The following is a 23656-nucleotide window of genomic DNA, read 5'->3' as shown; positions in this document are numbered from 1 at the left end:
GAGCAGGGGAGGGTGCGGTACGAAAACTCCCTCCCCTTGTGGGGAGGGTTGGGGAGGGGTATTTGGCGATCCCTCCTTTCTTCCTTGATGAACGAAAGGACCAGGCATGGCCACGATCGCTTCGGAGCAGACGATACCGGTAGCGGAAGCGCCCAAACGCGCCTTCCGGCTTGCGCCCTGGGCGATCTCGTATCTGCAGGCTACGCCGCTGATCGTCATCCTCGGCTTCTTCTTCATCCTGCCGATCGCCATGATCGCTGTCGTCAGCTTCTGGGATTATGATTTCGCCGGCCTCTATCCCGATTTCCTGACCATGAACTACACTGAGACACTCGGTTCATGGGTGACGTGGAAGACCTATCTCAACACGCTGAAATTCACCGTGATCGTCTGGGCGTTGACGCTCTTCATCGGCTTCTGGGTCGCCTATTTCCTGGCCTTCCATATCCGCAAGACCTCCACGCAGATGATCCTCTTCCTCGTCTGCACCGTGCCCTTCATGACATCGAACATCATCCGCATGATCTCATGGATTCCCGTGCTTGGGCGCAACGGTCTCGTCAATTCGGCGCTGGTGGAAATGGGCATCGTGCCGCAGCCGGTAGAATGGCTGCTCTATTCGGATTTCGCCGTGGTGCTCGCCATGGTGCATCTCTACACGCTCTTCATGGTGACACCGATCTTCAATACGCTGATGCGCATCGACCGTTCGCTCTTCGAAGCGGCGCGTGATGCCGGTGCTTCAGGCTGGCAGGTTTTGTGGAATGTGGTGATCCCGCTTGCCAAGCCCGGCATGGCGATCGGCACGATCTTCGTCGTCACGCTGGTCATGGCTGACTTCTCCACCGTGCAGGTCATGTCGGGGGGGCAGAGCGCCTCCGTGGCTCTGATGATGAAGAACCAGATGTCGCTGCTGCAATATCCGGCCGCCGCCGCCAATGCCGTCGTTCTGCTGGTGGTGGTGCTGATGATGGTCGCGGCGATCCTGCGCGTCGTCGACATTCGTAAGGAGCTCTGAGATGAACCGCGAAAAACGCTCCCTCGAATTCTACGTCCTTGCCGCCTTCTTCTGCCTTTTCGTGCTCTTTCTCTACGGGCCGCTTTCGGCGATCGTCATCCTCTCCTTCCAGGGGCCGGATGGCGGTTTGACCTTCCCGCTGAATGGTGTTTCGACGCACTGGTTCTTCAATCTCTTCGAAAAGCAGGCTGTCGGCGACTTCGGCGCCTCCTTCCAACGCTCCTTCATTCTCGGGCTGATGGTGATGGTGGTGACCGTTCTCGTCTCGCTGATGGCGGGCCTTGCCTTCCGTCGGCGCTTTCGTGGCTCGTCAGTATTGTTTTACGCAACGGTCGCAAGCCTCGTCGTGCCATCGATCATCATCTCGCTCGGCATCGGCGTTGTCTTCCAGCAAGGCGGGCTCAGGCCTGCGTGGTATTCCTCGGCCTTCGGAGCGCATCTGACCTGGACGCTGCCCTTCGGCGTGCTGATCATGTTTGCCGTCTTCAACCGTTTCTCCCCGGCATACGAGGAGGCCGCGCGCGATCTCGGCGCGACGTCATGGCAAACCTTCCGCCACGTCGTTCTGCCGATGATCGCGCCAAGTCTCATCGGCGTCGGCCTGTTCGGTTTCACGCTCTCCTATGACGAATTCGCCCGTACACTGATGACGTCTGGCACCTACAATACGCTGCCGCTCGAAATCTACGGCATGACCACCAACGTCACGACGCCGGTGCTCTATGCACTCGGCACGGTCACGACGCTCTTCTCCTTCACCATCATTCTCGTCGCGCTCGGCATCATGACGATGCTCGGCCGGCGGCAGGCAAAGACACGCTGACATGCGCATATTGATCGTCAATCCCAATACGACTGCTTCCATGACTGAGAAGGCCGCCGCCGCCGCGCGTGCGGTCGCAGCCGCCGGCACCGAGATCATCGCCGCGACCTCGCGCATGGGGCCAGTTTCCATCGAAGGGCATTATGACGGGGCGCTTGCCATCCCTGGTCTGCTGACGGAGCTGAAAGAGCGGCAGGAGGCGGGTTACGATGCGGCGATCGTCGCCTGCTTCGACGATACGGGGCTCGACGCCGCGCGCACCTTCGCCGACGTGCCCGTTCTCGGTCTCTGCGAATCCGCTGTCGCTACCGCAGGCTTCCTCGCGCAGCGCTTCACGGTGGTGACGACGCTTGAGCGGTCCCGGGTGCTGATCGACAATCTCGTGCGCCGTTATGGCATGGGCAGTCGCGCGAAGGTGAGGGCATCGGATATTCCGGTGCTGGAACTGGAAGATGCTGCATCTGGCGCGATCGACAAGCTGAAAGCGGAAATCGAACGGGCGCTTTCGGAAGATGGAGCGGAGGCGATCGTGCTCGGCTGCGCCGGCATGACGGATCTGGCGCGCGAACTGCAGGATGTCTATCGCGTGCCCGTCATCGATGGGGTCGCGGCTGCGGTGAAGCAGGCGGAGGCGCTGGTCTCGCTCGGTCTTTCGACCAGCAAACGCGGCTCTTATGCCTCGCCACTGCCCAAACATTTCATGGGCGCGATGAGCGGTTTTGCGCCGATCCGCGCGGCCGGCTAAACATAAGGCGAAAACTCTTGATGGTGCATAGCGTCAAGTTTTGACTTTACTTTTCCCCCTCGCGTGAGAATTGTCGCAGCCGATTATCACGTTAGAGGAGAGCCGTTCCATGTCGATCGACGAGGATCTGATCCGGATTGCGGAACAGGAAAAGGCGTTGAGCTTCGATGCCTTCGATCTGACGACTGCATGGCAGCTCGGCAAGCTCTTGCAGGAACTCGCTACCGAGCGAGGCCTCGGCATCGCGATCGATATCACGCTTCATTCCATGCCGGTCTTCTATGCGGCCTTGCCGGGTGTGACGCCTGACAACGTCAATTGGGTGCGGCGCAAGCGCAATATGGTGTCCCGCTATTTCCGCAGCAGCTACGCTTCCGGCCTCAAGCTGCAGAAGGAAGGCAAGACGGTTGAGGACAACGGGCTTTCGCCCGCTGATTATGCGCCGCACGGCGGTAGTTTCCCGATCAATGTCAGGGGCACGGGCTGCATCGGCGCCGTCACGGTATCCGGCCTGCCGCAGCGCGACGACCATAATCTCGCGGTCGAGGCGCTGGCACTGATCCTGGCAAAGGATCTCGAAAGCCTGCGGCTTGCGTGAATCCTGCCGCATTTTTGACAAATAAAAGCCGCGAAAAACGCAAGATCGCGATCCGTTCCCGGTGACTGGCGTATTTCGCGACGATAAGGTGCGCCCGGTTTTGTGACTTGCTGCCGGGACATCATGTTACGTTTGCTCTTTGCCTTTGCTGCGATTGGTTTCGGTCTTTTCCTCACCTCCTGCAATACGCTGTCGAAGGAAGAATGCGTCGCCGCCGACTGGCGGGTGATCGGCGAATCCGACGGGGCTGCCGGTTACGAGCCGCAGGAGCGTTTTGCCGCCCATGCCAAATCCTGCGAGCGGGTGAAGATCGTGCCCGATCAGACGATCTGGTATCAGGGCTATCAGGCGGGTCTCGTGCGCTATTGCACGCCGATGAGCGGCCTGATGCATGGGCAGGCGGGTCACGGCTACTCCAATGTTTGCCCACCGGCGACTGCTGCAGGCTTCCTGCGTGGCTATACGCTCGGGAACCGCGAGCATTCGCTGCAATCACGGCTAAGCTCCCTGCAGAGCGATTACGGATCGAAGGAAGCCGAGGTCGACGACCTGTCGGACAAGATCAAGGATGCACCCGATGCGGACCGGCATGATATCCGCCGACGGATGGACGACCTCGAAGACGATATGCGTCGCATCCGCCGCGAACAGCGCGACGTTGAGGACGAACTTGATGACGCAAGCGCCGAGGTTCAGTGGTTCCAGCAGAATCCGAATGCGCCGCCGCCGGTCATGCCGGGCTACTGAGGCTTTTGCCTCAGAGCTTGCCGCCGGCTTCCACGATGCCCTTGGTCAGACTGCCCGTTGCCGGGAAGAGCGGGATGAGGCAGGCCTGCAGGGCATGATAGATGTCGCCCTTGCCGGGGAAGAGCGAGTGTGAGGGCACGAGGTCTTCCGTCAGTTCCTCATGCCAGCCGCCATTCTTATGGTCGATGAAGGCACGCTCGATCACGTTCCAGATCTTCCGGTAGCATTCCTCGTGATAATCACTCGGCAGGTGCTCGTTGAGGAAGTGCGCGGCAGCAGCACCTTCGCAGGCCGGCCACCAGAGTTTGTTGCGCTTGGCCGGCTTGTCGGCCCAGTCGAGCGTGTAGAAGAAGCCGCCCTTTTCATTGTCCCAACCGAGCGCCATGGATTGCTCGAAGAGGGCCTTTGCCGCATCCGGCATCCATTCGAGCTTCTTGCCACCAAGCGCCCAGAGTTGCAGGATCAGACGGGTCCATTCCAGCCAGTGGCCGGGCGTCGTGCCTGCGGGGCGGAACATTTCGTTGCGATGATAGTAATCCTTATCGAGGTTCCATTCGGCATCGAAATGTTCGGCAACGCGCCAGTCGACCGAACCGGCTGAACGGCGGATGACGAGATCGGCGATGCTTTCGGCTCTGGTGAGGTAGTCGCGGTCACCGGTCGCCTCGAAGGCGGCCATCAGCGCTTCGGTCAGATGCATGTTGGAATTCTGGCCGCGATAGCTGCCGCCGTCGAGCGGTTGCCAGTCTGCGGTGAACTCTTCGGCGATAGCACCGTGCCGGGTTTCCCAGAACTTCGTGTTCAGGACCTCGGTGATATCGGCGAGCATGCCATCGGCGAGCGGGTGACCGATCGTCTTGGCCGACGAGGCGGCGAGCAGGACGAAAGCGTGACCGTAGCCCTGCTTGTTGGAATCGACAGGACCGTTGTTGTCCAGCGACCAGAAATAGCCGCCGTTCTTGCGGTCACGATGGTGGTTCCAGATGTAGTTCATGCCGTGGTCGACGACATCGGCGGCACCCGGGCGGCCGAGAAGCGTGCCGATCGAGAAGCAGTGGACGGCGCGCGAGGCAATATGGAGCGGCCGCACCTGGCCTTCGGCGTCGAGCGGCTTGCCGGCGTCGTCGAGGTCGTAAAAGCCGCCTTTGGGATTGATGGAATTGTGCTGGAAGAAATCGAAGAGCCCGTTGGCCTGCGAAAGCAGCCAGCCCCGGTGATAGGCGCGGGTGGACCAGTTGCCGAGTGCAGGTGCCATGATACTCCTCCGAATTCGTGCACAATGCCGTTAGGAAACGCCTATATAGAGGTCGGGCGAGTCTGTCATCCGCCAAGGCTCGCAATGCCCCTAAAGCAACAGGCATATGTTGACATAAAGATATCTTTATGTGATTTGTCGTTTTCGATCTTGTGATGTCAAGGAGCCTTCCCGTGTTCGACAATCTTTTTGGTCCCGAAGGGGGCAAACGTGATGGCAGTGAAGTGTTCGCGGCGCTGAAAAAGGCAGCTAGCGAACGAATTCTCGTCCTTGACGGCGCAATGGGCACGCAGATCCAGGGGCTGGGCTTCGATGAAGACCATTTCCGCGGTTCGCGTTTCATCGGCTGTGCCTGCCATCAGAAGGGCAATAACGACCTGCTGATCCTGTCGCAGCCGGATGCGATCGAGGAGATCCATTATAAATACGCCAAGGCCGGCGCCGATATCCTTGAAACCAACACCTTCTCTTCGACCCGCATCGCACAGGCCGATTACCAGATGGAAGGCGAGGTCTATGCGCTGAACAAGGAAGGTGCGGAGATTGTTCGCCGTGCCGCTCAGCGTGCGGAACGCGAGGACGGCAAGCGCCGCTTCGTTGCCGGCGCTATCGGCCCGACGAACCGCACCGCATCCATCTCGCCCGACGTCAACAATCCAGGCTTCCGCGCCGTCACCTTCGACGACCTGCGCGATGCCTATGCCGAGCAGATCGACGGTCTGATCGACGGCGGCGCCGACATCATCCTGATCGAGACGATCTTCGATACGCTGAATGCCAAGGCTGCGATCTTTGCCTGCGAGGAGCGCTTTGCGGCCAAGGGCATCCGCCTGCCGGTCATGATCTCCGGCACGATTACCGACCTTTCCGGCCGTACGCTCTCCGGCCAGACGCCGACTGCCTTCTGGAATTCCGTGCGTCACGCCAATCCCTTCACGATCGGGCTCAACTGCGCGCTCGGCGCCAATGCGATGCGCCCGCATCTGCAGGAGCTTTCGGGCGTTGCCGATACCTTCATCTGCGCCTATCCGAATGCCGGCCTGCCGAACGAGTTCGGCCAGTATGACGAGACGCCGGAACTGATGGCGGCGCAGATCGACAGCTTCGCCCGCGAAGGCCTCGTCAACATCGTCGGCGGCTGCTGCGGCTCGACGCCCGACCATATCAGGAGGATTGCGGAGACTGTGGCGAAGTATAAGCCGCGGCCGATCCCCGAGCATCGTCCGTTCATGTCGCTGTCGGGTCTCGAACCGTTCGAACTGACCAAGGATATTCCCTTCGTCAATGTTGGCGAGCGTACCAACGTCACCGGCTCGGCCCGCTTCCGCAAGCTGATCACCAATGCCGATTTCACGGCAGCGCTCGATGTTGCCCGCGACCAGGTCGAGAACGGCGCGCAGGTGATCGACATCAACATGGACGAAGGCCTGATCGATTCCGAGAAGGCGATGGTCGAGTTCCTGAACCTGATTGCCGCCGAGCCTGATATCGCCCGCGTGCCGGTCATGATCGATAGCTCGAAATTTTCGATCATCGAATCCGGCCTGAAGCGCGTTCAGGGCAAGCCGATCGTCAATTCGATCTCGTTGAAGGAAGGGGAGGAGAACTTTCTCGCCCAGGCGCGCCTGCTGCGCAATTACGGCGCGGCGGTCGTCGTAATGGCCTTCGACGAGACGGGGCAGGCCGACAGCTATGAACGCAAGGTTGAGATCTGCACGCGCGCCTACAAGCTTTTGACGGAAAAGGTCGGTTTCCCGCCCGAAGACATCATCTTCGATCCGAACATCTTCGCCGTCGCGACCGGCATCGAGGAACACAATAATTACGGTGTCGACTTCATCGAGGCGACGCGCACGATCCGCAAGACCATGCCGCTCGTTCACATCTCGGGCGGCGTGTCGAACCTCTCCTTCTCCTTCCGCGGCAATGAGCCTGTGCGTGAGGCGATGCACGCCGTATTCCTTTATCACGCCATCCAGGCGGGCATGGACATGGGCATCGTCAATGCCGGCCAGCTTGCGGTCTATGACCAGATCGATCCGGAACTGCGCGAGGCCTGCGAAGACGTGGTGCTGAACCGCCGCGCCGATGCGACCGAACGGTTGCTCGAGGTTGCGGAACGCTTCCGCGGCGCCGGCGCCAAGGAAGGTAAGGTGCAGGATCTTTCCTGGCGCGAATGGAGCGTGGAAAAGCGCCTCGAACATGCGCTGGTCAACGGCATTACTGAATATATCGAAGCTGATACCGAGGAAGCGCGCCAGAAAGCCGCGCGCCCACTGCACGTCATCGAAGGTCCGCTGATGGCCGGTATGAACGTCGTCGGCGATCTCTTTGGTTCGGGCAAGATGTTCCTGCCGCAGGTGGTCAAGTCCGCCCGTGTCATGAAGCAGGCGGTTGCCGTGCTCCTTCCTTACATGGAGGAGGAGAAGCGTCAGAATGGCGGCGAGGAACGCAAGTCTGCCGGAAAGATCCTGATGGCGACCGTCAAGGGCGATGTGCACGATATCGGCAAGAACATCGTCGGTGTCGTACTCGCCTGCAACAATTACGAGATCATTGATCTCGGCGTCATGGTGCCGGCAACGAAGATCCTCGAGACGGCTGTCGCCGAGAAGGTTGATGTCATCGGTCTCTCCGGACTGATCACCCCGTCGCTTGACGAGATGGTGCATGTGGCGGCCGAAATGGAACGGCAGGGCTTCGACATTCCGCTATTGATCGGCGGGGCAACGACGAGCCGCGTGCATACGGCCGTGAAGATCCATCCGGGTTACAACAAGGGCCAGTCGATCTATGTGACTGACGCCAGCCGCGCTGTCGGCGTCGTCTCCTCGCTGCTGTCGCCGGAGGGTCGTCAGTCCTATATCGACGACATCAGGGCAGAATATGCCAAGGTCGCCGCCGCTCATGCGCGCAGCGAAGCAGAGAAGGTGCGTCTGCCGTTGTCGCGTGCCCGCGAGAATGCACAGAAGGTCGACTGGGCCGCCTACAAGCCGACCAAGCCGAGTTTCCTCGGAACCAAGGTGTTCGAAGATTACGATCTGGCCGAACTTGCCAGGTACATCGACTGGACGCCGTTCTTCCAGACCTGGGAACTGCGCGGCCGCTACCCGGCGATCCTTGAGGACGAGAAGCAGGGCGAAGCTGCTCGTGCTCTCTGGAACGACGCCCAGGCAATGCTGAAGAAGATTATCGACGAGAAGTGGTTCCGTCCGCGCGCCGTCATCGGCTTCTGGCCGGCTGGCACGGTCGGCGACGATATCCGTCTCTTCAAGGACGATGCCCGCAGGCAAGAGTTGGCGACGTTCTACACGCTGCGCCAGCAGCTTTCGAAACGCGACGGCCGCCCGAACGTCGCGTTGTCGGACTTCGTAGCGCCCGTGGACAGTGGCGTGCAGGACTATGTCGGCGGCTTCGTGGTGACTGCCGGTTTCGAGGAGATCGCAATCGCCGAGCGCTTCGAGCGCTCGAACGACGACTATTCCTCGATCCTCGTCAAGGCGCTCGCCGACCGTTTCGCCGAAGCTTTCGCCGAACGCATGCATGAGCGCGTCCGTCGCGAATATTGGGGCTACGCCAAGGACGAGCATCTCTCCAACGAGGATCTGATCACCGAGGCCTATGCCGGTATCCGCCCGGCACCTGGTTACCCGGCCCAGCCTGATCATACCGAGAAGAAGACCTTGTTCGGTCTTCTGGATGCGGAGAACACCGCCGGCGTGAAGCTGACGGAAAGCTATGCGATGTGGCCCGGCTCGTCGGTTTCCGGCATCTATATCGGCCACCCCGACTCCTACTATTTCGGGGTTGCCAAGGTGGAGCGCGATCAGGTGGAAGATTATGCCAAGCGCAAGGGCATGGATGTCACCGAGGTCGAGCGTTGGCTCGGACCGGTGCTGAACTACGTGCCGCGCAAGGCTGATGAAGAGATCGACGACGCCGCCTGATTGCAGAGTCTTTTCGGTCGCTTGAGGTGGCAGGCTGAGCGATTGATTCAGTAAACAAAAAAAGCCGGAACGTGATTTACGTTTCGGCTTTATCTTATTGGCGTGCCTCACAATTCTCTGCCGTCAAGGCCTTTCAGCTCCGCCGCTGAGGTGGTATGTTTAGCTAAGTTAGCTAATGAGGGCTGTCGTGCAAGTCACCATTCATGCCGCGAAGACCAATCTGTCGAAGTTGATCGACGCCGCCCTTTCCGGCGAGGAAGTGGTGATCGCCAAGGGGCGCAAGCCTGTCGTGAAGATCGTGCCGATCGGTCAGGCATCCTTCAAGATCGGCCTGCTGAAGGGGCAAGTCGGTGGCAAAGGGCCTGACTTTTTTGAGCCGATGGACGAAGAAGAACTCACGTCCTGGGAAGGAGCGGAGTGAATACGCTTCTGCTCGACACGCATGCCTGGGCATGGTCGCTGACCGGCGACGACCGTCTCTCGGCCAAGGCGGTTGCTTTGATCGAAAAAGCCGAGACCGTTCTTGTCAGTCCCATATCGCTGTTTGAAATCGGCGAGAAAGTCCGCCTTGGAAAATGGTCTGAGATGGAGCCATTCATCGAGCGGCTTGCAGATCTTTTGCAGGAGCAGGGTGGTATCACCGCCGCATTGACGCCGGACATATGTCTGAGTGCCGCTATGATGGACTGGCAGCATCGCGATCCCTTCGATCGGCTTCTGGCTGCCACTGCCATGCAGAATGGAATACCCATCATCTCCGCTGACGTGGTCTTCGACGAACTTCGCGGAAATGAGCTTTGGATCGCCCGCTTCTGGTAAGGCTTACGTCGCGCCGATCGTCAATTCGGCCACGAAGTCATAAGCGTCGCCCCGATAGAGCGAGCGAGTGAATTCCACCGCGCGGCCAGATCCGAGATAGGAAATACGCTCGATAGAAAGCCCAGCCTGGCCGACGGGCACGCCCAGCAGTTGAGCGTCGGCTTCCTTCATGTTGGTCGCGGATATGCGCTGCACGGCGCGGACGGGGCGCACGCCGAGCCGCTCCAGTTCAGCATAGAGCGAATTGGCGACAGCAGAGGGGTCGGGCAGGAATTCGCCCGATACGCTTGCATGTTCTATCGCCAGGGGTTGGTCGTCGGCGATGCGCAGGCGCGACAGGCGCGAAACCTTGATGTCCGTGCCGAGGCCGAGGATCATCATCTCGTCGGGTGACGGCGTGTGGATGCCCTTGTGCAGCCATTCGGAGCGGGAGGACATGCCGCGGCGCGCCATGTCCTCGGTGAAGGAGGTGAGCTGCGACAGGCGCTGTTCGACTTTCGAAACCGGCTTAGCGACGAAGGTGCCGGAGCCGTGGCGGCGCACGAGCAGGCCGTCGGCCACGAGTTCGTCGATCGCCTTGCGCACGGTGACGCGGCTGACGGCCGCAAATTCGGCAATGTCGCGCTCCGGAGGCAGGGCATCGCCATGGGCGAGCGTGCCGGTGCGGACGGCCTCCTCCAGGGTCCGGCGGAGCTTTACATAGAGGGGGCCAGTGCCGCCGGCCTGCAGGCGTTCGGGGGACAGAATGGAGGCGAGATCGTCAGTCATGCCACGCCTCTCTGCCGGTCGTTCATCAGCTTGACGGCGAGATCGACCGCACCCTGCAGCGCATCGGCTTTCGGCTCTGCCAGCAACGTCTTATGCCGATCTGCAAGCCACGGATGGTAGGCCCTGGCAAGGCCGCCGAGCAGGCAGATCGTCGGGCATTCGGGCCAAGAGAGTGCATTGAGGCTGGCGTCGATCGCATCTGCCGCCTCTCTGACAATCTCGATTGCGATCGCATCACCGGCTTCTGCGGCCCCGAATACGGCCGGTGCGTATCGTGCGAAATCCCGGGGGCGGGCGGTATGGGCGAATTCGACGACTCGCTCGGGATCGTTGCCGTACTCGGCCATGATCTTTTCCGTCAGCGGCGAGGTGGGGCGGACCTTGTCATAGGCGAGCAGGGACCTTTCCAGGAGGTCGCGGCCAAGCCGCGCGCCGCTTGCCTGATCGCCAACGATGGAACCCCAGCCGCCGATGCCGTGCAGTTTGCCATTTCGGCGCGCATTATAGACCGAGCCGGTTCCGACGGCGCCGACTATCCCATCGGCATCGCCGAGCGCACCTTGCAACGATATCAACGCATCGGTGACAACCCGGCCGTTCTTAAAGGGCAGGGCCTTTTCGATGCGCTGGCCGTAGTCGCCGACATTGGCGCCGGCAACACCTACAACTGCGAAGACCGTGGAAGCGGTTTCATCTCCATATCCAGCGTCGCGCAGGGCCTGGCGGGCGGATTCGACGATATTGACGAGAGAGTTTTCCAGATCGGAAAGGATGTTGGCAGGGCCGGCCCTGCCAAGGCCTATGACAGTGCCCATTCTATCCGCAACTGCTGCCCGGCAGCTTGTTCCGCCACCATCTATGCCGATTGCAAGTTCCGTCATCGGACCTCCGGTTACACCGTTCCCTTATATTTTTCTATACAATACCAAAAAAATACCATTTACCAAGTGGAAATGGTCGAAAATCATATCGCCTTTATCATGCTGATTTTTAATAATAAAATTGTTCAGATGATTTTCTCTGGTTCAAAAGTTAATTTTTGTCTGGACAATTGGTATTTTTTTGGACTTAATTCCAGAAAAGGGAACAGCGTATCGAGGCATGTAAAAACCGGCAAAGAAAAACAGCGCCGGCCAGGTTTCGAGAAAGGTGCAGACGGTGATCGCAGGAGCCGGCATGGCTCGCGGAGGCGTGCGGTATCTTTCCAAGCTTTCCTTTATTTCCAGGCGCCCGATTCAGCGTATCGGGAGCGCCTGTTCGGCCGGAGGCTGGCATCCTTCGTGTCGGCAGAGCTTCAGGGCCGCCAGACTTGGCGGCTCTAAAAGGGGCGTTGGGTGTTTCCTCAGGCACGCCAACCGCTTGTTTCAGACCGAAAACAGCGCCTAGCGGCGCTAAAAACAGGAGAGGGAAATGAAAAACACTGCTCTGAAAAGCTTGCTGCTTGCCTCCAGCCTGCTGTCGTCGGCCGGCCTCGTTCATGCCGCCGACGTGACGCTCACGGTCGAAAGCTGGCGTAACGACGATCTGCAGATCTGGCAGGAAAAGATCATCCCGGCTTTCGAAGCCAAGAACCCAGGCATCAAGATTGTCTTCTCGCCGACCGCTCCGACCGAATACAATGCTTCGCTGAATGCCAAGCTCGATGCAGGTTCTGCCGGCGACATCATCACCTGCCGTCCATTCGACGCCTCGCTCGAACTCTTCAACAAAAAGCAGCTCGTCGACATTACCAGCCTGTCCGGCATGGAAAACTTCTCGCCGGTCGCCAAGGCTGCATGGTCGACAGACGACGGCAAGTCGACCTTCTGCGTACCGATGGCCTCGGTCATACACGGCTTCATCTACAACAAGGATGCCTTCGACAAGCTCGGCATCGCTATTCCGAAGACGGAAGATGAGTTCTTCGCTGCCCTCGACAAGATCAAGGCTGACGGCACCTACATCCCGCTCGCCATGGGTACCAAGGACCTCTGGGAAGCCGCAACCATGGGCTACCAGAATATCGGTCCGAACTACTGGAAGGGTGAAGAAGGCCGCCTGGCGCTGATCGCTGGCAAGCAGAAGCTGACCGACCCCGAATGGGTCAAGCCTTTCGAAGAACTTGCCAAGTGGAAGCCCTATCTCGGTGATGGTTTCGAAGCCCAGACCTACTCCGACAGCCAGAACCTCTTCACGCTCGGCCGCGCCGCCATTTACCCGGCCGGTTCGTGGGAAATCGCGCTGTTCAACACGCAGGCGCAGTTCAAGATGGGCGCCTTCCCGCCGCCGGTTCCGAAGGCTGGCGATCAGGGCTACATCTCCGACCATCCGGATATCGGTGTTGCTCTGAACGCCAAGAGCACGCATCAGGAAGAAGCCAAGAAGTTCCTCACCTGGGTCGCTTCGCCTGAGTTTGCGGACATCTATGCGAACGCACTGCCGGGCTTCTTCAGCCTGAACTCCAACCCGGTCAAGATGAGCGATCCGCTCGCTCAGGAATTCGTTTCCTGGCGCGGCCCGTACAAGTCGACCGTCCGCTCCACCTATCAAATCCTGTCGCGCGGTACGCCGAACCTCGAAAACGAGACCTGGGTTGAATCGGCCAACGTCATCAACGGCACGGACACCCCGGCTGCCGCTGCCGAGAAGCTCCAGAAGGGCCTCGACAGCTGGTACAAGCCTGGCAAGTGATGTGAAGAAAACCCCTCCCCAACCTCTCCCCACAAGGGGGAGGGGCTTCGCTTGCCGCAAATGTTGCGGCTTCGGCAGGGAGGGATCACGCCGCGAGTCTTCTTCCCCCTTGTGGGGAAGAAGACCGGCAGGCCAGAAGGAGTCTTTGTCATGCCAGAGGCATGGCAACTCGCTATAGCGAAGAGACACCTGAAAGCTGAGCAAAATCCCAACTTTCTCGCATCGAGATCTATTTGCGCTGTGCTCTGATGCCAGCCCATAGCAACAAGGCAAAAGCCATGAGCGAAGCCGACACCGCAGTCGACGTGATCCCGATCAAGCGTCCCATTCGCTGGCATATCGGAATCTTCCTTCTTCCGGCCTTCATCGTCTATTCGGCGATCATGATCCTGCCGCTGATCGAAACGCTCCGGCTTTCTTTCTATAATACTGTCGATGGCGCCTCGGCCTTTGTCGGGCTCGCCAATTATAAAGTACTCTTCGGCGATGCCCGCTGGGTGCACGACTTCTGGAATGCGCTGCGCAACAACGTGGTCTTCTTCGTCATCCATATGTGCGTGCAGAACCCGATCGGGATTGCGCTCGCAGCCCTTCTGTCGACGCCGCGGCTTCGCTTCGTTGCCTTCTACCGCACGGCAATCTTCCTGCCGACGCTGCTGTCCTTCGTCATCGTCGGCTTTATCTGGAAGCTGATCCTCTCGCCGATCTGGGGTGTCGCGCCCTGGCTGATGAGCCTCGTCGGCTTGAAGTGGGCCTTTGCGCCCTGGCTCGGCCAATCCGGCCCTGCGCTCATCGCGGTGTCGCTGATCTCGAACTGGCAATATATCGGCATCCCGATGATGCTGATTTATGCAGCGCTCCTGAGCATTCCGGAGGAAGTGATCGAGGCTGCCGAATGCGACGGCATTACCGGCTGGGCGCAATTCTGGAAGATCAAGCTGCCGCTGATATTGCCGGCAATCGGCATCATCTCGATCCTGACCTTCGTCGGCAATTTCAATGCCTTCGACCTGATCTATACGGTGCAGGGCGCGCTTGCCGGCCCTGACATGTCGACGGATATTCTGGGCACGTTACTCTACCGCACCTTCTTCGGTTTCCAGTTGCAGCTCGGCGATCGCTCCATGGGCGCGACGATTGCGACGGTCATGTTCCTGATCATTCTCGCAGGCGTCTCCTTCTATCTTTTCGCCATCCAGCGGCGCATGCGTCGCTACCAGTTCTGAGGAGTGTGAGGCCATGTCGAACAGAGCCCGCACATCCCCCATTCGCACCAGCCTCGTGCATCAGGCGCTGATCGGCTATACGCTGATTGCGATCTTCCCGGTGTTCCTGACGATCGTCAATTCGTTCAAGGACCGCAACGCGATCTTCCGCTCGCCGCTGCAGGTGCCCACACCGTCCACCTTCAGCCTGATCGGCTACCAAACGGTGCTGGGGCAGGGTGACTTCGCCACCTATTTCCAGAACAGCTTCATCGTGACGATCGTGGCGATCTTCCTCGTGCTGCTGTTCGGGGCGATGGCTGCCTTTGCCCTCTCTGAATATAGGTTCAAAGGCAATACGTTGATGGGCCTCTACATGGCGATCGGCATCATGATCCCGATCCGCCTTGGCACGGTCGCCATCCTGCAGGGCATGGTCGCGACCGGCCTCGTCAATACGCTGACGGCGCTGATCCTCGTCTATACGGCGCAGGGTATTCCGCTTGCGATCTTCATTCTCTCGGAATTCATGCGCACCGTCTCCGACGATCTGAAGAATGCCGGCCGTATCGATGGCCTCTCGGAATATTCGATTTTCTTCCGCCTCGTGCTGCCGCTGGTGCGGCCGGCGATGGCGACGGTTGCCGTCTTCACGATGATCCCGATCTGGAACGACCTGTGGTTCCCGCTGATCCTGGCGCCTTCCGAAGCCACCAAGACCGTGACGCTCGGCTCGCAGATCTTCATCGGTCAGTTCGTCACCAACTGGAATGCGGTCCTGGCGGCACTGTCGCTGGCGATCCTGCCGATCCTCGTTCTCTATGTCATCTTCTCGCGGCAGCTGATCCGCGGCATCACCTCGGGAGCCGTCAAATGAGCCAATCCGACAAGCCGATCCGCGTTCTGGTCGCAGGACTCGGAAATATGGGCCGCAGCCATGCGCTCGCCTATCACAACAATCCGGGCTACGAGATCGTCGGCCTCGTCAACCGCTCCAAACCGTCGCAGCTTGCGCCCGAACTGGAGCAGTACACGATTCACCCCGACTTCTTGACGGCGCTTGCCGAGTTGAAGCCGGATCTCTGCTCGATCAATACCTATTCCGACAGTCATGCGGACTATGCCGTCGCCGCCTTCGAGGCCGGTTGCGACGTCTTCGTCGAAAAGCCGCTCGCAACGACGGTTGCCGATGCGGAGCGCGTCGTGGCTGCGGCGAAGAAGGCGGGCAAGAAGCTGGTGATCGGCTACATTCTTCGTCATCATCCGTCCTGGAAGAAGCTGATCGAGGAAGCGCGCAAGCTCGGCGGTCCCTATGTCTTCCGCATGAACCTCAATCAGCAGTCCAGCGGCCCGACCTGGGCGACGCACAAGTCGCTGATGCAGACGACCTCGCCGATCGTCGATTGCGGCGTCCACTATGTCGATGTCATGTGCCAAATCACCGATGCCAAGGCGGTTGAGGTGCGCGGCATGGGCCTGCGCCTGTCGAACGAGATCGCCCCCGACATGTATAATTACGGCCATCTGCAGGTGCTCTATGAAGATGGTTCCGTTGGCTGGTACGAGGCCGGCTGGGGACCGATGATTTCCGAGACAGCCTTCTTCGTGAAGGATGTCATGTCGCCGAACGGCGCCGTCTCGATCGTCATGGATCCGAACGCGAAGTCCGACGACATCGACACGCATACCAAGACTTCCGTCATCCGCCTGCATACGGCAGAGACTGGGCCCGACGGCAAATTCATCCGTCCCGATCACGACATGACGATGGAAGGCGAACCCGGCCACCAGGCGCTTTGCGACCTGGAGCAGGCCTTCGTGCTGCGCGCCATCAACGAGGATCTGGACCTTACCCGCCATATGGATGATGCGGTGGCCTCGCTGCGCATCTGCCTTGCCGCTGACGAAAGCGTGCGCACCGGGCGACCGGTTAGACTATAGGGAAAGACTAGTGGGATCGCTTCAACTCAAATCCATCCGCAAGGCCTACGGCAAGCACGAAGTGCTGAAGGGCATCGACCTTGAGGTCAAGGACGGCGAATTCGTCATTTTCGTTGGTCCCTCCGGCTGCGGGAAATCGACCCTGCTGCGGAGCATTGCCGGCCTGGAAGACGTCACCTCGGGTGCTGTCGTCATTAACGGCCGCGACGAGACGCTGACGCCGCCGGCCAAGCGCGGCATCGCCATGGTCTTCCAGTCTTACGCGCTCTATCCGCACCTGACGGTGAAGGACAATATGGGCCTCGGCCTCAAGCAGGCGGGGGCGCCGAAGGATGAAATCGAGACGCGGGTGACGAAAGCCTCGTCCATGCTGTCGCTCGAGCAATATCTGGCGCGCCGCCCGGCCGAGCTTTCGGGCGGCCAGCGCCAGCGCGTGGCGATCGGACGTGCCATCGTGCGTGAGCCGGAACTCTTCCTGTTCGACGAGCCGCTTTCCAACCTCGATGCGGCGTTGCGCGTGCAGACGCGCCTCGAGATCGCTCGTCTGCATCGCAGCCTCAAGGCAACCATGATCTACGTCACGCACGACCAGGTCGAAGCCATGACGCTCGCCGACAAGATCGTGGTGCTGAATGCCGGTGCGATCGAGCAGATCGGCTCGCCGATGGAACTCTATAATCGCCCGGCGAATGTCTTTGTCGCCGGCTTCATCGGCTCACCGCAGATGAACTTCATCCCCGGCGATAAGCTGGGCGACGCCAACGCAAAGACGGTCGGCATCCGCCCCGAGCATCTGACGCTGTCGCGCGACAACGGCACCTGGAAGGCGAAGACCGTGCATGTCGAGCATCTCGGTGCAGACACCATCGTCTACTTGGAATCCGAGCAGTGCGGCCTCATCACCGCGCGTCTCTTCGGCGAGCACAAGTATGAGCCGGATGAGATCGTTTATGCGACGCCGGATGGGACCCATATCCATCGCTTTGATGCCAACGACAAGGCGATCCGTTGATCGCAGCCGGAATGAAAAGGTCCTGCCAGCGAGCGGGGCTTTTTCTTCCGGGCGGTATGGAAGCCGAAATTGGCTTCGAAAAAGCCGTCCATCGATGATGATCAGGCTCGCCACGATCAGGATCATCCCACCGAACTCGAACGTCTCTAGTCTTTCACCGAGAAAGACTGTGCCTAGCAGGTTCGCGCTGACGGGCACCACCAGCGTCACCAGGGATGCATTTAATCTGGTGCTGTCCTAACCCGATTGGCGGGATTGATATGCCTGGACGGAATTCCGGCGCGATCAGCCGAGAACCGGGCGCATGAAGCTGCGTTCATAGCTGAGGATGCTGCGGTTGCGCTTGTCGAGCTCGAAGGCGGCCTGGCAATCCGGGTCGCTTCCCATTCGGGCACGGTAATCCTCATAGGCGGCAAGGCTCGGGAAGGAAAACAACGCCACAGCAATGTTGTTGGCGCCTTCTGACGGCAGGAAATAGCCGTGATGCGTGCCGCCCATCCTGTTGACGATCGGGATCCAGAGCCGGGCATATTCCTCGAACTCAGCCAGCTTATAGGGGTCGATCACGTATCGCAGGTAGCAGGTGATCATCGAAATATCCTGTCTCGACGAGTTCTTCCGTTCAGGTGCGGGAGCCGAGGCGCTCCATCAATTCCTCGATGCCGACTTCCGCTTCGACGCTATCTCCCTTGACGAGAAGATAGAGGCCGAGGCCGAAGGTGAGGGCGGCGATGAACAGCAGATAAAAAGCATGCGCCATCGGGTTGATCGGCAGCAGGGCCGCGACGCCAAGCGGCGTCAGGCCGCCGAAGATTGCATAGGAGACATTGTAGGAGAAGGAGAGGCCGCTGAAGCGGACACGGGCCGGAAAGGCGCGCACCATCACATAAGGCACTGCGCCGACCATGCCGACGGCGAGGCCCATGATGGCGTAGAGCACGAAGAGAACCGTCAATGACACCGCTGCATAGCTGTAAAAAGCGAAGGTGGCGATGGCAAAGAAGATGCTCGATACCAGGAAGAAGCGCCCGGAGCCGACACGGTCGACGATCGCGCCGGCTGCCGCTGTGCCGAAAATCAGGAAGAGCGTGCCGAAGCTGGTGGCGGCCAGCGATTGCTGGGCGGTGTACCCATACTGCTTCTGCAGGAACGTCGCCGTCATCAAGGTCGTCACCACGATGCCGGCGGACAGGATCCAGGTCAGCAACATGGAGATCACGACGCCGCGTGGGTAGTCGCGAAGCACGGCCTTCAGCGGCAGTTCCGGCACCAGCGACCGGCTCTGCTTCATCTCGGAAAAGATAGGCGTCTCCTGCAGCCAGCGGCGCAGATAGACGGCGATGAGACCGAAGATGCCGCCGATGAAGAAGGGCAGGCGCCATGCGTATGCGGCGATATCGTCAGGCGTGAAGACGGTGTTGATGATCGTGGCGATGAAGGAGCCGAAGAGGATGCCAAGCGTCAGGCCCGAGCACAGGAAGCCGCAGGCAAAGCCGACGCGACGGAAGGGCACGTGCTCGGCCACGAAGGTCCAGGCGCCCGGAACCTCGCCGCCGATCGCGGCACCCTGCAGGATGCGCATCAGGATGAGAAGCACGGGGGCTGCGACACCGATTGCGGCATAGGTCGGCATGGCCGCCATGCCGAGCGTCGAGAGTGCCATCAGCAGGATCGAGAAGGCGAAGACCTTCTTGCGGCCGAAGAGATCGCCGAAATGGGCAAGCACGATACCGCCCAGCGGGCGGACCAGATAGCCTGCCGCAAAGATGCCGAATGTCTGCAGCGTCACCAGCCAGTCCGGCATTTCCGGCGGGAAGAAAAGCTTGCCGATCACAGCTGCGAAGAAGACGAAGATGATAAAATCGTAGAATTCCAGTGCGCCGCCGAGTGCCGAAAGGCCAAGCGTACGGAAATCCTGGGACGTCAGGCTGCGGGGAGCGGGGGCTGCGACTGATGACATGATGGAGTACTTCGTGGATCGGAATGTTTGCTCCATGCGGCATGGTTCCCGCCACTTCAAGTTCTTTCTGGTGATAGCTCCATCACGTTTGCTGACAGTGTTTCCGCGAAACGAAAAAAGGCGCCGCATCGGCGGCGCCCTCATCAAGAACGTTTTTCTTCCGATCAGTCGCGGATGACGAGAAGGTCGGCGGCCATGAAGCGGAGCGTCACGGTCTCGCCGGCGGCCGGCGGAGTGACACCCGGGCTGTTGAACATGTCGAAGGAGATCACGTTGCCGCCGACATCCATGCGGGTGCGGATGACTGAACCGAGGAAGTGTGCGGAGACGACCTTACCTGTCAGCGCCGTATCGCTGCGCGCACCTTCGGCAAGCGAACCAGCTTCCGGGCGCAGAGCGAGCTGAACGGTATCGCCGACTTTGTAGGCCTGAACCGATTGCTTCAGTGTCACACCCTGATCGCCGATCTGGATACGGTTGCTGTCGGGATCGACGACCTTGGCCTCGATGAGGTTCAACGTGCCGACGAAGGAAGCGACGAAGCGCGTTGCCGGCGTATTGTAGATTTCAAAAGGCGTACCGATCTGGTCGGCCTTGCCAGCATTCATGACGACAATGCGGTCGGAGATCGAAAGAGCCTCTTCCTGGTCGTGCGTGACGAAGACCGTGGTGATGCCGAGCGACTGCTGGATCTGGCGGATTTCTTCGCGCAGCGATACGCGAATCTTTGCGTCGAGGGCAGACAGCGGTTCGTCGAGCAGCAGAACCTGCGGCTTGACGGCAAGCGCGCGGGCAAGGGCGACGCGCTGCTGCTGGCCGCCGGACATCTGGTAGGGGAAGCGGTCGGCCAGATGATCGAGCTTGATGAGGCCAAGCATCTCCTTGACTCTGCTGTCGATCTCCGGCTTGGGAGCGCCCGCGACTTTCAGGCCAAAGGCGACATTGTCATGCACCGTCATGTTCGGGAAGAGAGCGTAGGCCTGGAAGACCATGCCGATGTTGCGCTGGTTCGGCTTCAGCGGACGCTGGTCCTTGCCGTTGATCGTCAGGGTGCCGCCGGTAGGCGTTTCGAAACCGGCGATCATGCGCAGAACCGTTGTCTTGCCGCAGCCTGATGGGCCGAGGAAGGAGACGAATTCCCCTTTCTCGATGTTCATGTTGAAGTTCTTGACGACCTGGGTCTGGCCGAAGGATTTCTGAATGTTGGTCAGCGTAAGAAAGGACATGAGCCAAATACCTTATACCCTAGCCGGGCGGGCTTTGCCAAAGCGGGAAACGAGATTGAGCAGGCCCATGCTGAGCCAGGTGATCGAGAAGGCGATGACGGCGAGCGCGGAAGGCTCATAGGCCTGGTTGGCGCCGACACGCTGCAGGTAGGGGCCAAAAGCAGGGCGACCAAGCAGGGCTGCCATGGTGAATTCGCCCATTACCATCGCGAGCGTGATGAAGGCGCCCGAAAGCACGCCGCTCATGACGTTCGGAAAAATGCACCTGAACATGATCGTCGTCCACTTCGCGCCAAGGCTTTCGGCTGCTTCCGTCAGCGTTCGGACGTCGATGGCGCGCATGGCGGTATCGACGGCGCGGTACATGTAGGGCAGCGAGAGCGTGATGTAGGAGAACATCAGCAGGATGTTGGTGCCCGTCGTGGAGCCGGTCAGCGGCAGGTACGAGGAGGACTTGTACATCTGGATATAGCCGAAGACGATGACGATCGCCGGAATGACGAGCGGCAGCAGTGTGATGAATTCGACGATCTGACGCATCTGAGGCAGGCGGAGGCGCACCCAATAGGCGGTTGGCACCACGAGCAGCATGCCGAAGACGATGGTCAGCGCGGCCATCATCATGGAGTAGCCGAACGTCTCGCGGAAATTGACATCGGAAAAGACCGATTGATAGGCATCGAACGAATAGGCGTCACGACGCTTGCGCAGGGAGAATTCCAGCGTGCCGAGAAGCGGGACGATGAAATAGGTTGCGCCGATGATGATGGCGATCCAGGCGCCGATACGTTGTCCCTTCATTTTTGCCACCGTTCAGCGCGCATGCGCAGCATGAGATAGAGAACATTCGAAACGCCCGTGATGACGATCATGCCGAGCGCAATCGCGTAGCCGAGATTGGCGTTGTGAAGGACGTCACCCTGGATCTGTGCGTAGAGCAGGATCGGGACGATGTTGAGCGACGAACCGGTCAGCGCATAGGCGGTTGCGATAGCACCGAAAGCATTCGCAAACAGAAGCAGCGTCGTGCCAAGCAGGCTCGGCCACAGGATCGGCATGGCGACCATGGTCCAATACTGGCGGTTGGTGGCGCCGAGGATCTGCGAAGCTTCACGCCATTCCTTCTTCATGCCATCGAGCGCCGGCGTCAGGATCAGCACCATCAGCGGGATCTGGAAATACATGTAGGTGATGGTGAGGCCGAAGAACGAGAGGAGGTTGAAGCCGGTGCCGTAAAGGTTGAAGCCGAACCAGTCGCGCAGGAAGAGGGTCACAAGGCCGGTGCGGCCAAGCGTTGCCAGGAAGGCGAAGGCAAGCGGTACGCCGGCGAAGTTCGAGGCGACGCCCGAGAATGTCAGCAGCGTTGCGCGGGTCCAGTTCGGCAGGCCGCCGAGTACGACGGCCCAGGCGAGGAAAAAGCCGATAAGCGCGCCGCCGATGGCAGATGCTACCGAGACGCGGATACTGATCCAATAGGCGCTCATAATAGATGGCGTGAAAAGATCGCCGATATTCTTCAGTGTGAAATCGCCATCGGGCGTCAGAAACGCGCCCGCCACAAGATACAGAGTGGGGATGATCAGGAATAGCAGAGAAAAAATTACGAAGGGTGCAATGCCCAGCCAGTCGATCACGCGGTCTTTGTTGATCAAGGGGGCATTGCTTACCATAGGCGTTGAAACAGTGCTCATGGAAAAGCTCATCCTGGGGCGTCGGAGTGAGAAAAGCCTCCCCACCGACAAAGGCGGGGAGGCGAGGTCAGATATTACTGAACGTTGGCGCCGACGACGCTGTCCCACTTGGTGGTGATCGCGGTCTTGCCCTTGCCCTGCTCGTCGAGGGTCGGGAAGACAGCCTTTGCATATCCTTCAGCCGGCGGCAGCTTGTCGAGCAGTTCCTTCGGAACCTTGCCCTTCTGAGCGAGGTCGTTGAAACGGATCGGGTGGCAATAGCCCTTTAGCCAAGCAAGCTGGCCTTCGTCCGAATAGAGGTATTCCATCCAGAGCTTGGCAGCGTTCGGATGAGGAGCGAAAGCGGAGATCGCCTGAACGTAGACACCTGCGACGACGCCGGTCGAGGGAACGACGACTTCAACCGGCGGGTTGCCGGCAAGGCTGTCACGCCATGAGAGACCGTTATAGTCCCATGCCACGACGATCGGGGTGGAGCCCTGAGCGAGCGAAGCGGACTTGCCGATAACCGGAACGAGCACGCCGGCCTTGTTCAGCTCTGCGAAGTAGGCGAGACCGGCTTCACCGGCCTTCGTCGCGTCCTTTTCACCGGTTGCAAGGCCGGCAGCATAAACGGCCTGAACAGCCTGGTTCGAAGCGCGCGGATCGCCGGCAAGCGAAACGGTGTTGGCATATTCCGGCTTCTTGAGGTCAGCCCAGTCCTTTGGGACGTTCTTGACGATATCGGTGTTCACGACGAAGGAGAGAACGCCGTAGTAATCGCCGTACCAGTAGCCTTCGGCATCCTTGGCGCTATCAGGGATGGAATCCCAGGTAGAGACTTTATAAGGCTGGATCAGGCCATCCTTCTTGGCGGACGGACCGAAGGAGAGGCCGACGTCGATGACGTCAGGAGCCTGCGGGCCGGTGTTACCCTTGTTGGCCTTGATAGCCTCGATTTCGTCGCCCGAACCCGCATCCGGGTTCAATTCGTTGACTTCGAGACCGTACTTGGCCTTGAAGCCTGCGATGACGTCGCCGTAGCCGCACCAGTTGTGCGGGAGAGCGATCGTGGTCAGCGTGCCTTCTTTCTTGGCGGCAGCGATAAGATCAGCGCTCGGCTCAGCTGCTGCGATCGCAGTCGAAGCAACGATCATCGCAGTAGAAAGCGAGAGCAGTCGAGAAATGTTAGAGATCACTGTTGTTCTCCTTCGGGTTTTCAGTGTCCGATGTGCTGTTACTGTCGTTAGAT

The 23656-nt window shown here is 59.8% G+C and carries 23 protein-coding genes; 14 read left to right on the top strand and 9 right to left on the bottom strand.

Translation table 11 applies throughout. The features are described 5' to 3' along the window. Positions 1–106: 106 nt before the first annotated feature. The 5 genes from JNB85_RS24020 (at position 107) to JNB85_RS24000 (ending at position 3931) form a co-directional block, all read left to right on the top strand. The gene (locus tag JNB85_RS24020; RefSeq protein ID WP_220336787.1) at positions 107–1018 is read left to right on the top strand and encodes an ABC transporter permease; all 912 of its coding nucleotides are present in this window, start codon (positions 107–109) and stop codon (positions 1016–1018) included. Position 1019: 1 nt separating this feature from the next. Beyond that, positions 1020–1841, top strand: a complete 822-nt coding sequence (locus JNB85_RS24015; RefSeq protein ID WP_220336786.1) for an ABC transporter permease — start codon at positions 1020–1022, stop codon at positions 1839–1841. 1 nt (position 1842) lies between these two features. Next, a complete protein-coding gene (locus JNB85_RS24010) occupies positions 1843–2586 on the top strand; it encodes an aspartate/glutamate racemase family protein (protein WP_220336785.1) in 744 nt (247 codons plus the stop codon). Between the two features lie 109 nt (positions 2587–2695). Then, the gene (locus JNB85_RS24005) at positions 2696–3184 is read left to right on the top strand and encodes a heme-degrading domain-containing protein (protein WP_220336784.1); all 489 of its coding nucleotides are present in this window, start codon (positions 2696–2698) and stop codon (positions 3182–3184) included. 123 nt (positions 3185–3307) lie between these two features. Further along, entirely contained in the window at positions 3308–3931 is a 624-nt protein-coding gene (locus tag JNB85_RS24000; RefSeq protein WP_220336783.1) for a DUF2799 domain-containing protein, read from the top strand. A 10-nt stretch (positions 3932–3941) separates the two neighbouring features. Here JNB85_RS24000 and JNB85_RS23995 read toward each other — a convergent pair whose 3' ends face one another. Beyond that, positions 3942–5186, bottom strand: coding sequence for an AGE family epimerase/isomerase (locus tag JNB85_RS23995; protein ID WP_220336782.1), 1245 nt, complete (start codon positions 5184–5186; stop codon positions 3942–3944). 173 nt (positions 5187–5359) lie between these two features. Here JNB85_RS23995 and metH point away from each other — a divergent pair, with 173 nt between their 5' ends. The 3 genes from metH (at position 5360) to JNB85_RS23980 (ending at position 9952) form a co-directional block, all read left to right on the top strand. Next, the gene (gene metH / locus JNB85_RS23990) at positions 5360–9133 is read left to right on the top strand and encodes a methionine synthase (protein WP_220336781.1); all 3774 of its coding nucleotides are present in this window, start codon (positions 5360–5362) and stop codon (positions 9131–9133) included. A gap of 187 nt (positions 9134–9320) precedes the next feature. Beyond that, positions 9321–9554, top strand: coding sequence for a type II toxin-antitoxin system Phd/YefM family antitoxin (locus JNB85_RS23985; protein ID WP_220336780.1), 234 nt, complete (start codon positions 9321–9323; stop codon positions 9552–9554). Further along, the gene (locus JNB85_RS23980; RefSeq protein ID WP_220336779.1) at positions 9551–9952 is read left to right on the top strand and encodes a type II toxin-antitoxin system VapC family toxin; all 402 of its coding nucleotides are present in this window, start codon (positions 9551–9553) and stop codon (positions 9950–9952) included. The genes JNB85_RS23985 and JNB85_RS23980 overlap by 4 nt, the downstream gene beginning before the upstream one ends. Positions 9953–9955: 3 nt before the next feature. On the opposite strand, the gene JNB85_RS23975 is transcribed toward JNB85_RS23980, so the two are convergent. Further along, positions 9956–10720, bottom strand: coding sequence for a GntR family transcriptional regulator (locus tag JNB85_RS23975; protein WP_220336778.1), 765 nt, complete (start codon positions 10718–10720; stop codon positions 9956–9958). Further along, positions 10717–11601 (bottom strand): glucosamine kinase nucleotide-binding domain-containing protein, encoded by an 885-nt coding sequence (locus tag JNB85_RS23970; RefSeq protein WP_220336777.1) that lies wholly within the window; start codon positions 11599–11601, stop codon positions 10717–10719. Before JNB85_RS23970 ends, JNB85_RS23975 begins: the two co-directional genes overlap by 4 nt. A gap of 72 nt (positions 11602–11673) precedes the next feature. Between JNB85_RS23970 and JNB85_RS23965 the strand changes: the two genes are divergently transcribed. The 6 genes from JNB85_RS23965 to JNB85_RS23940 all read left to right on the top strand — a co-directional run bounded on the left by JNB85_RS23965 (position 11674) and on the right by JNB85_RS23940 (position 17548). Beyond that, positions 11674–12042, top strand: coding sequence for a hypothetical protein (locus JNB85_RS23965; RefSeq protein ID WP_220336776.1), 369 nt, complete (start codon positions 11674–11676; stop codon positions 12040–12042). A gap of 88 nt (positions 12043–12130) precedes the next feature. Then, positions 12131–13390 carry an ABC transporter substrate-binding protein gene (locus tag JNB85_RS23960; RefSeq protein ID WP_220336775.1) on the top strand — a complete coding sequence of 420 codons (1260 nt, stop codon included), beginning with the start codon at positions 12131–12133 and terminating at the stop codon, positions 13388–13390. 278 nt (positions 13391–13668) lie between these two features. Further along, the gene (locus JNB85_RS23955) at positions 13669–14616 is read left to right on the top strand and encodes a carbohydrate ABC transporter permease (protein ID WP_220336774.1); all 948 of its coding nucleotides are present in this window, start codon (positions 13669–13671) and stop codon (positions 14614–14616) included. Positions 14617–14629: 13 nt separating this feature from the next. Next, positions 14630–15472, top strand: coding sequence for a carbohydrate ABC transporter permease (locus JNB85_RS23950; protein WP_220336773.1), 843 nt, complete (start codon positions 14630–14632; stop codon positions 15470–15472). Beyond that, a complete protein-coding gene (locus tag JNB85_RS23945) occupies positions 15469–16536 on the top strand; it encodes a Gfo/Idh/MocA family protein (protein ID WP_220336772.1) in 1068 nt (355 codons plus the stop codon). The genes JNB85_RS23950 and JNB85_RS23945 overlap by 4 nt, the downstream gene beginning before the upstream one ends. Positions 16537–16546: 10 nt before the next feature. Beyond that, positions 16547–17548, top strand: coding sequence for an ABC transporter ATP-binding protein (locus JNB85_RS23940; RefSeq protein WP_220336771.1), 1002 nt, complete (start codon positions 16547–16549; stop codon positions 17546–17548). 285 nt (positions 17549–17833) lie between these two features. On the opposite strand, the gene JNB85_RS23935 is transcribed toward JNB85_RS23940, so the two are convergent. From JNB85_RS23935 to JNB85_RS23910, 6 genes are all read right to left on the bottom strand, one after another. After that, complete coding sequence (locus JNB85_RS23935; protein ID WP_220336770.1) at positions 17834–18139, bottom strand: NIPSNAP family protein; 306 nt, start codon at positions 18137–18139, stop codon at positions 17834–17836. A 31-nt stretch (positions 18140–18170) separates the two neighbouring features. Further along, entirely contained in the window at positions 18171–19508 is a 1338-nt protein-coding gene (locus JNB85_RS23930) for an MFS transporter (RefSeq protein ID WP_220336769.1), read from the bottom strand. A gap of 164 nt (positions 19509–19672) precedes the next feature. Beyond that, positions 19673–20734, bottom strand: coding sequence for an ABC transporter ATP-binding protein (locus JNB85_RS23925; protein WP_220336768.1), 1062 nt, complete (start codon positions 20732–20734; stop codon positions 19673–19675). 12 nt (positions 20735–20746) lie between these two features. Continuing rightward, the gene (locus JNB85_RS23920) at positions 20747–21535 is read right to left on the bottom strand and encodes an ABC transporter permease (RefSeq protein WP_220336767.1); all 789 of its coding nucleotides are present in this window, start codon (positions 21533–21535) and stop codon (positions 20747–20749) included. After that, positions 21532–22425, bottom strand: coding sequence for an ABC transporter permease (locus JNB85_RS23915; RefSeq protein ID WP_220336766.1), 894 nt, complete (start codon positions 22423–22425; stop codon positions 21532–21534). The genes JNB85_RS23920 and JNB85_RS23915 overlap by 4 nt, the downstream gene beginning before the upstream one ends. Before the next feature lie 74 nt (positions 22426–22499). Further along, the gene (locus tag JNB85_RS23910) at positions 22500–23603 is read right to left on the bottom strand and encodes an ABC transporter substrate-binding protein (protein ID WP_220336765.1); all 1104 of its coding nucleotides are present in this window, start codon (positions 23601–23603) and stop codon (positions 22500–22502) included. Positions 23604–23656: the final 53 nt, after the last annotated feature.

Source organism: Rhizobium mesosinicum (assembly GCF_019511345.1).
Lineage (GTDB): Bacteria > Pseudomonadota > Alphaproteobacteria > Rhizobiales > Rhizobiaceae > Rhizobium > Rhizobium mesosinicum.
The sequence above is the reverse complement of the archived record's forward strand: the minus strand, read 5'-3'. Positions and strand labels throughout refer to the sequence as shown.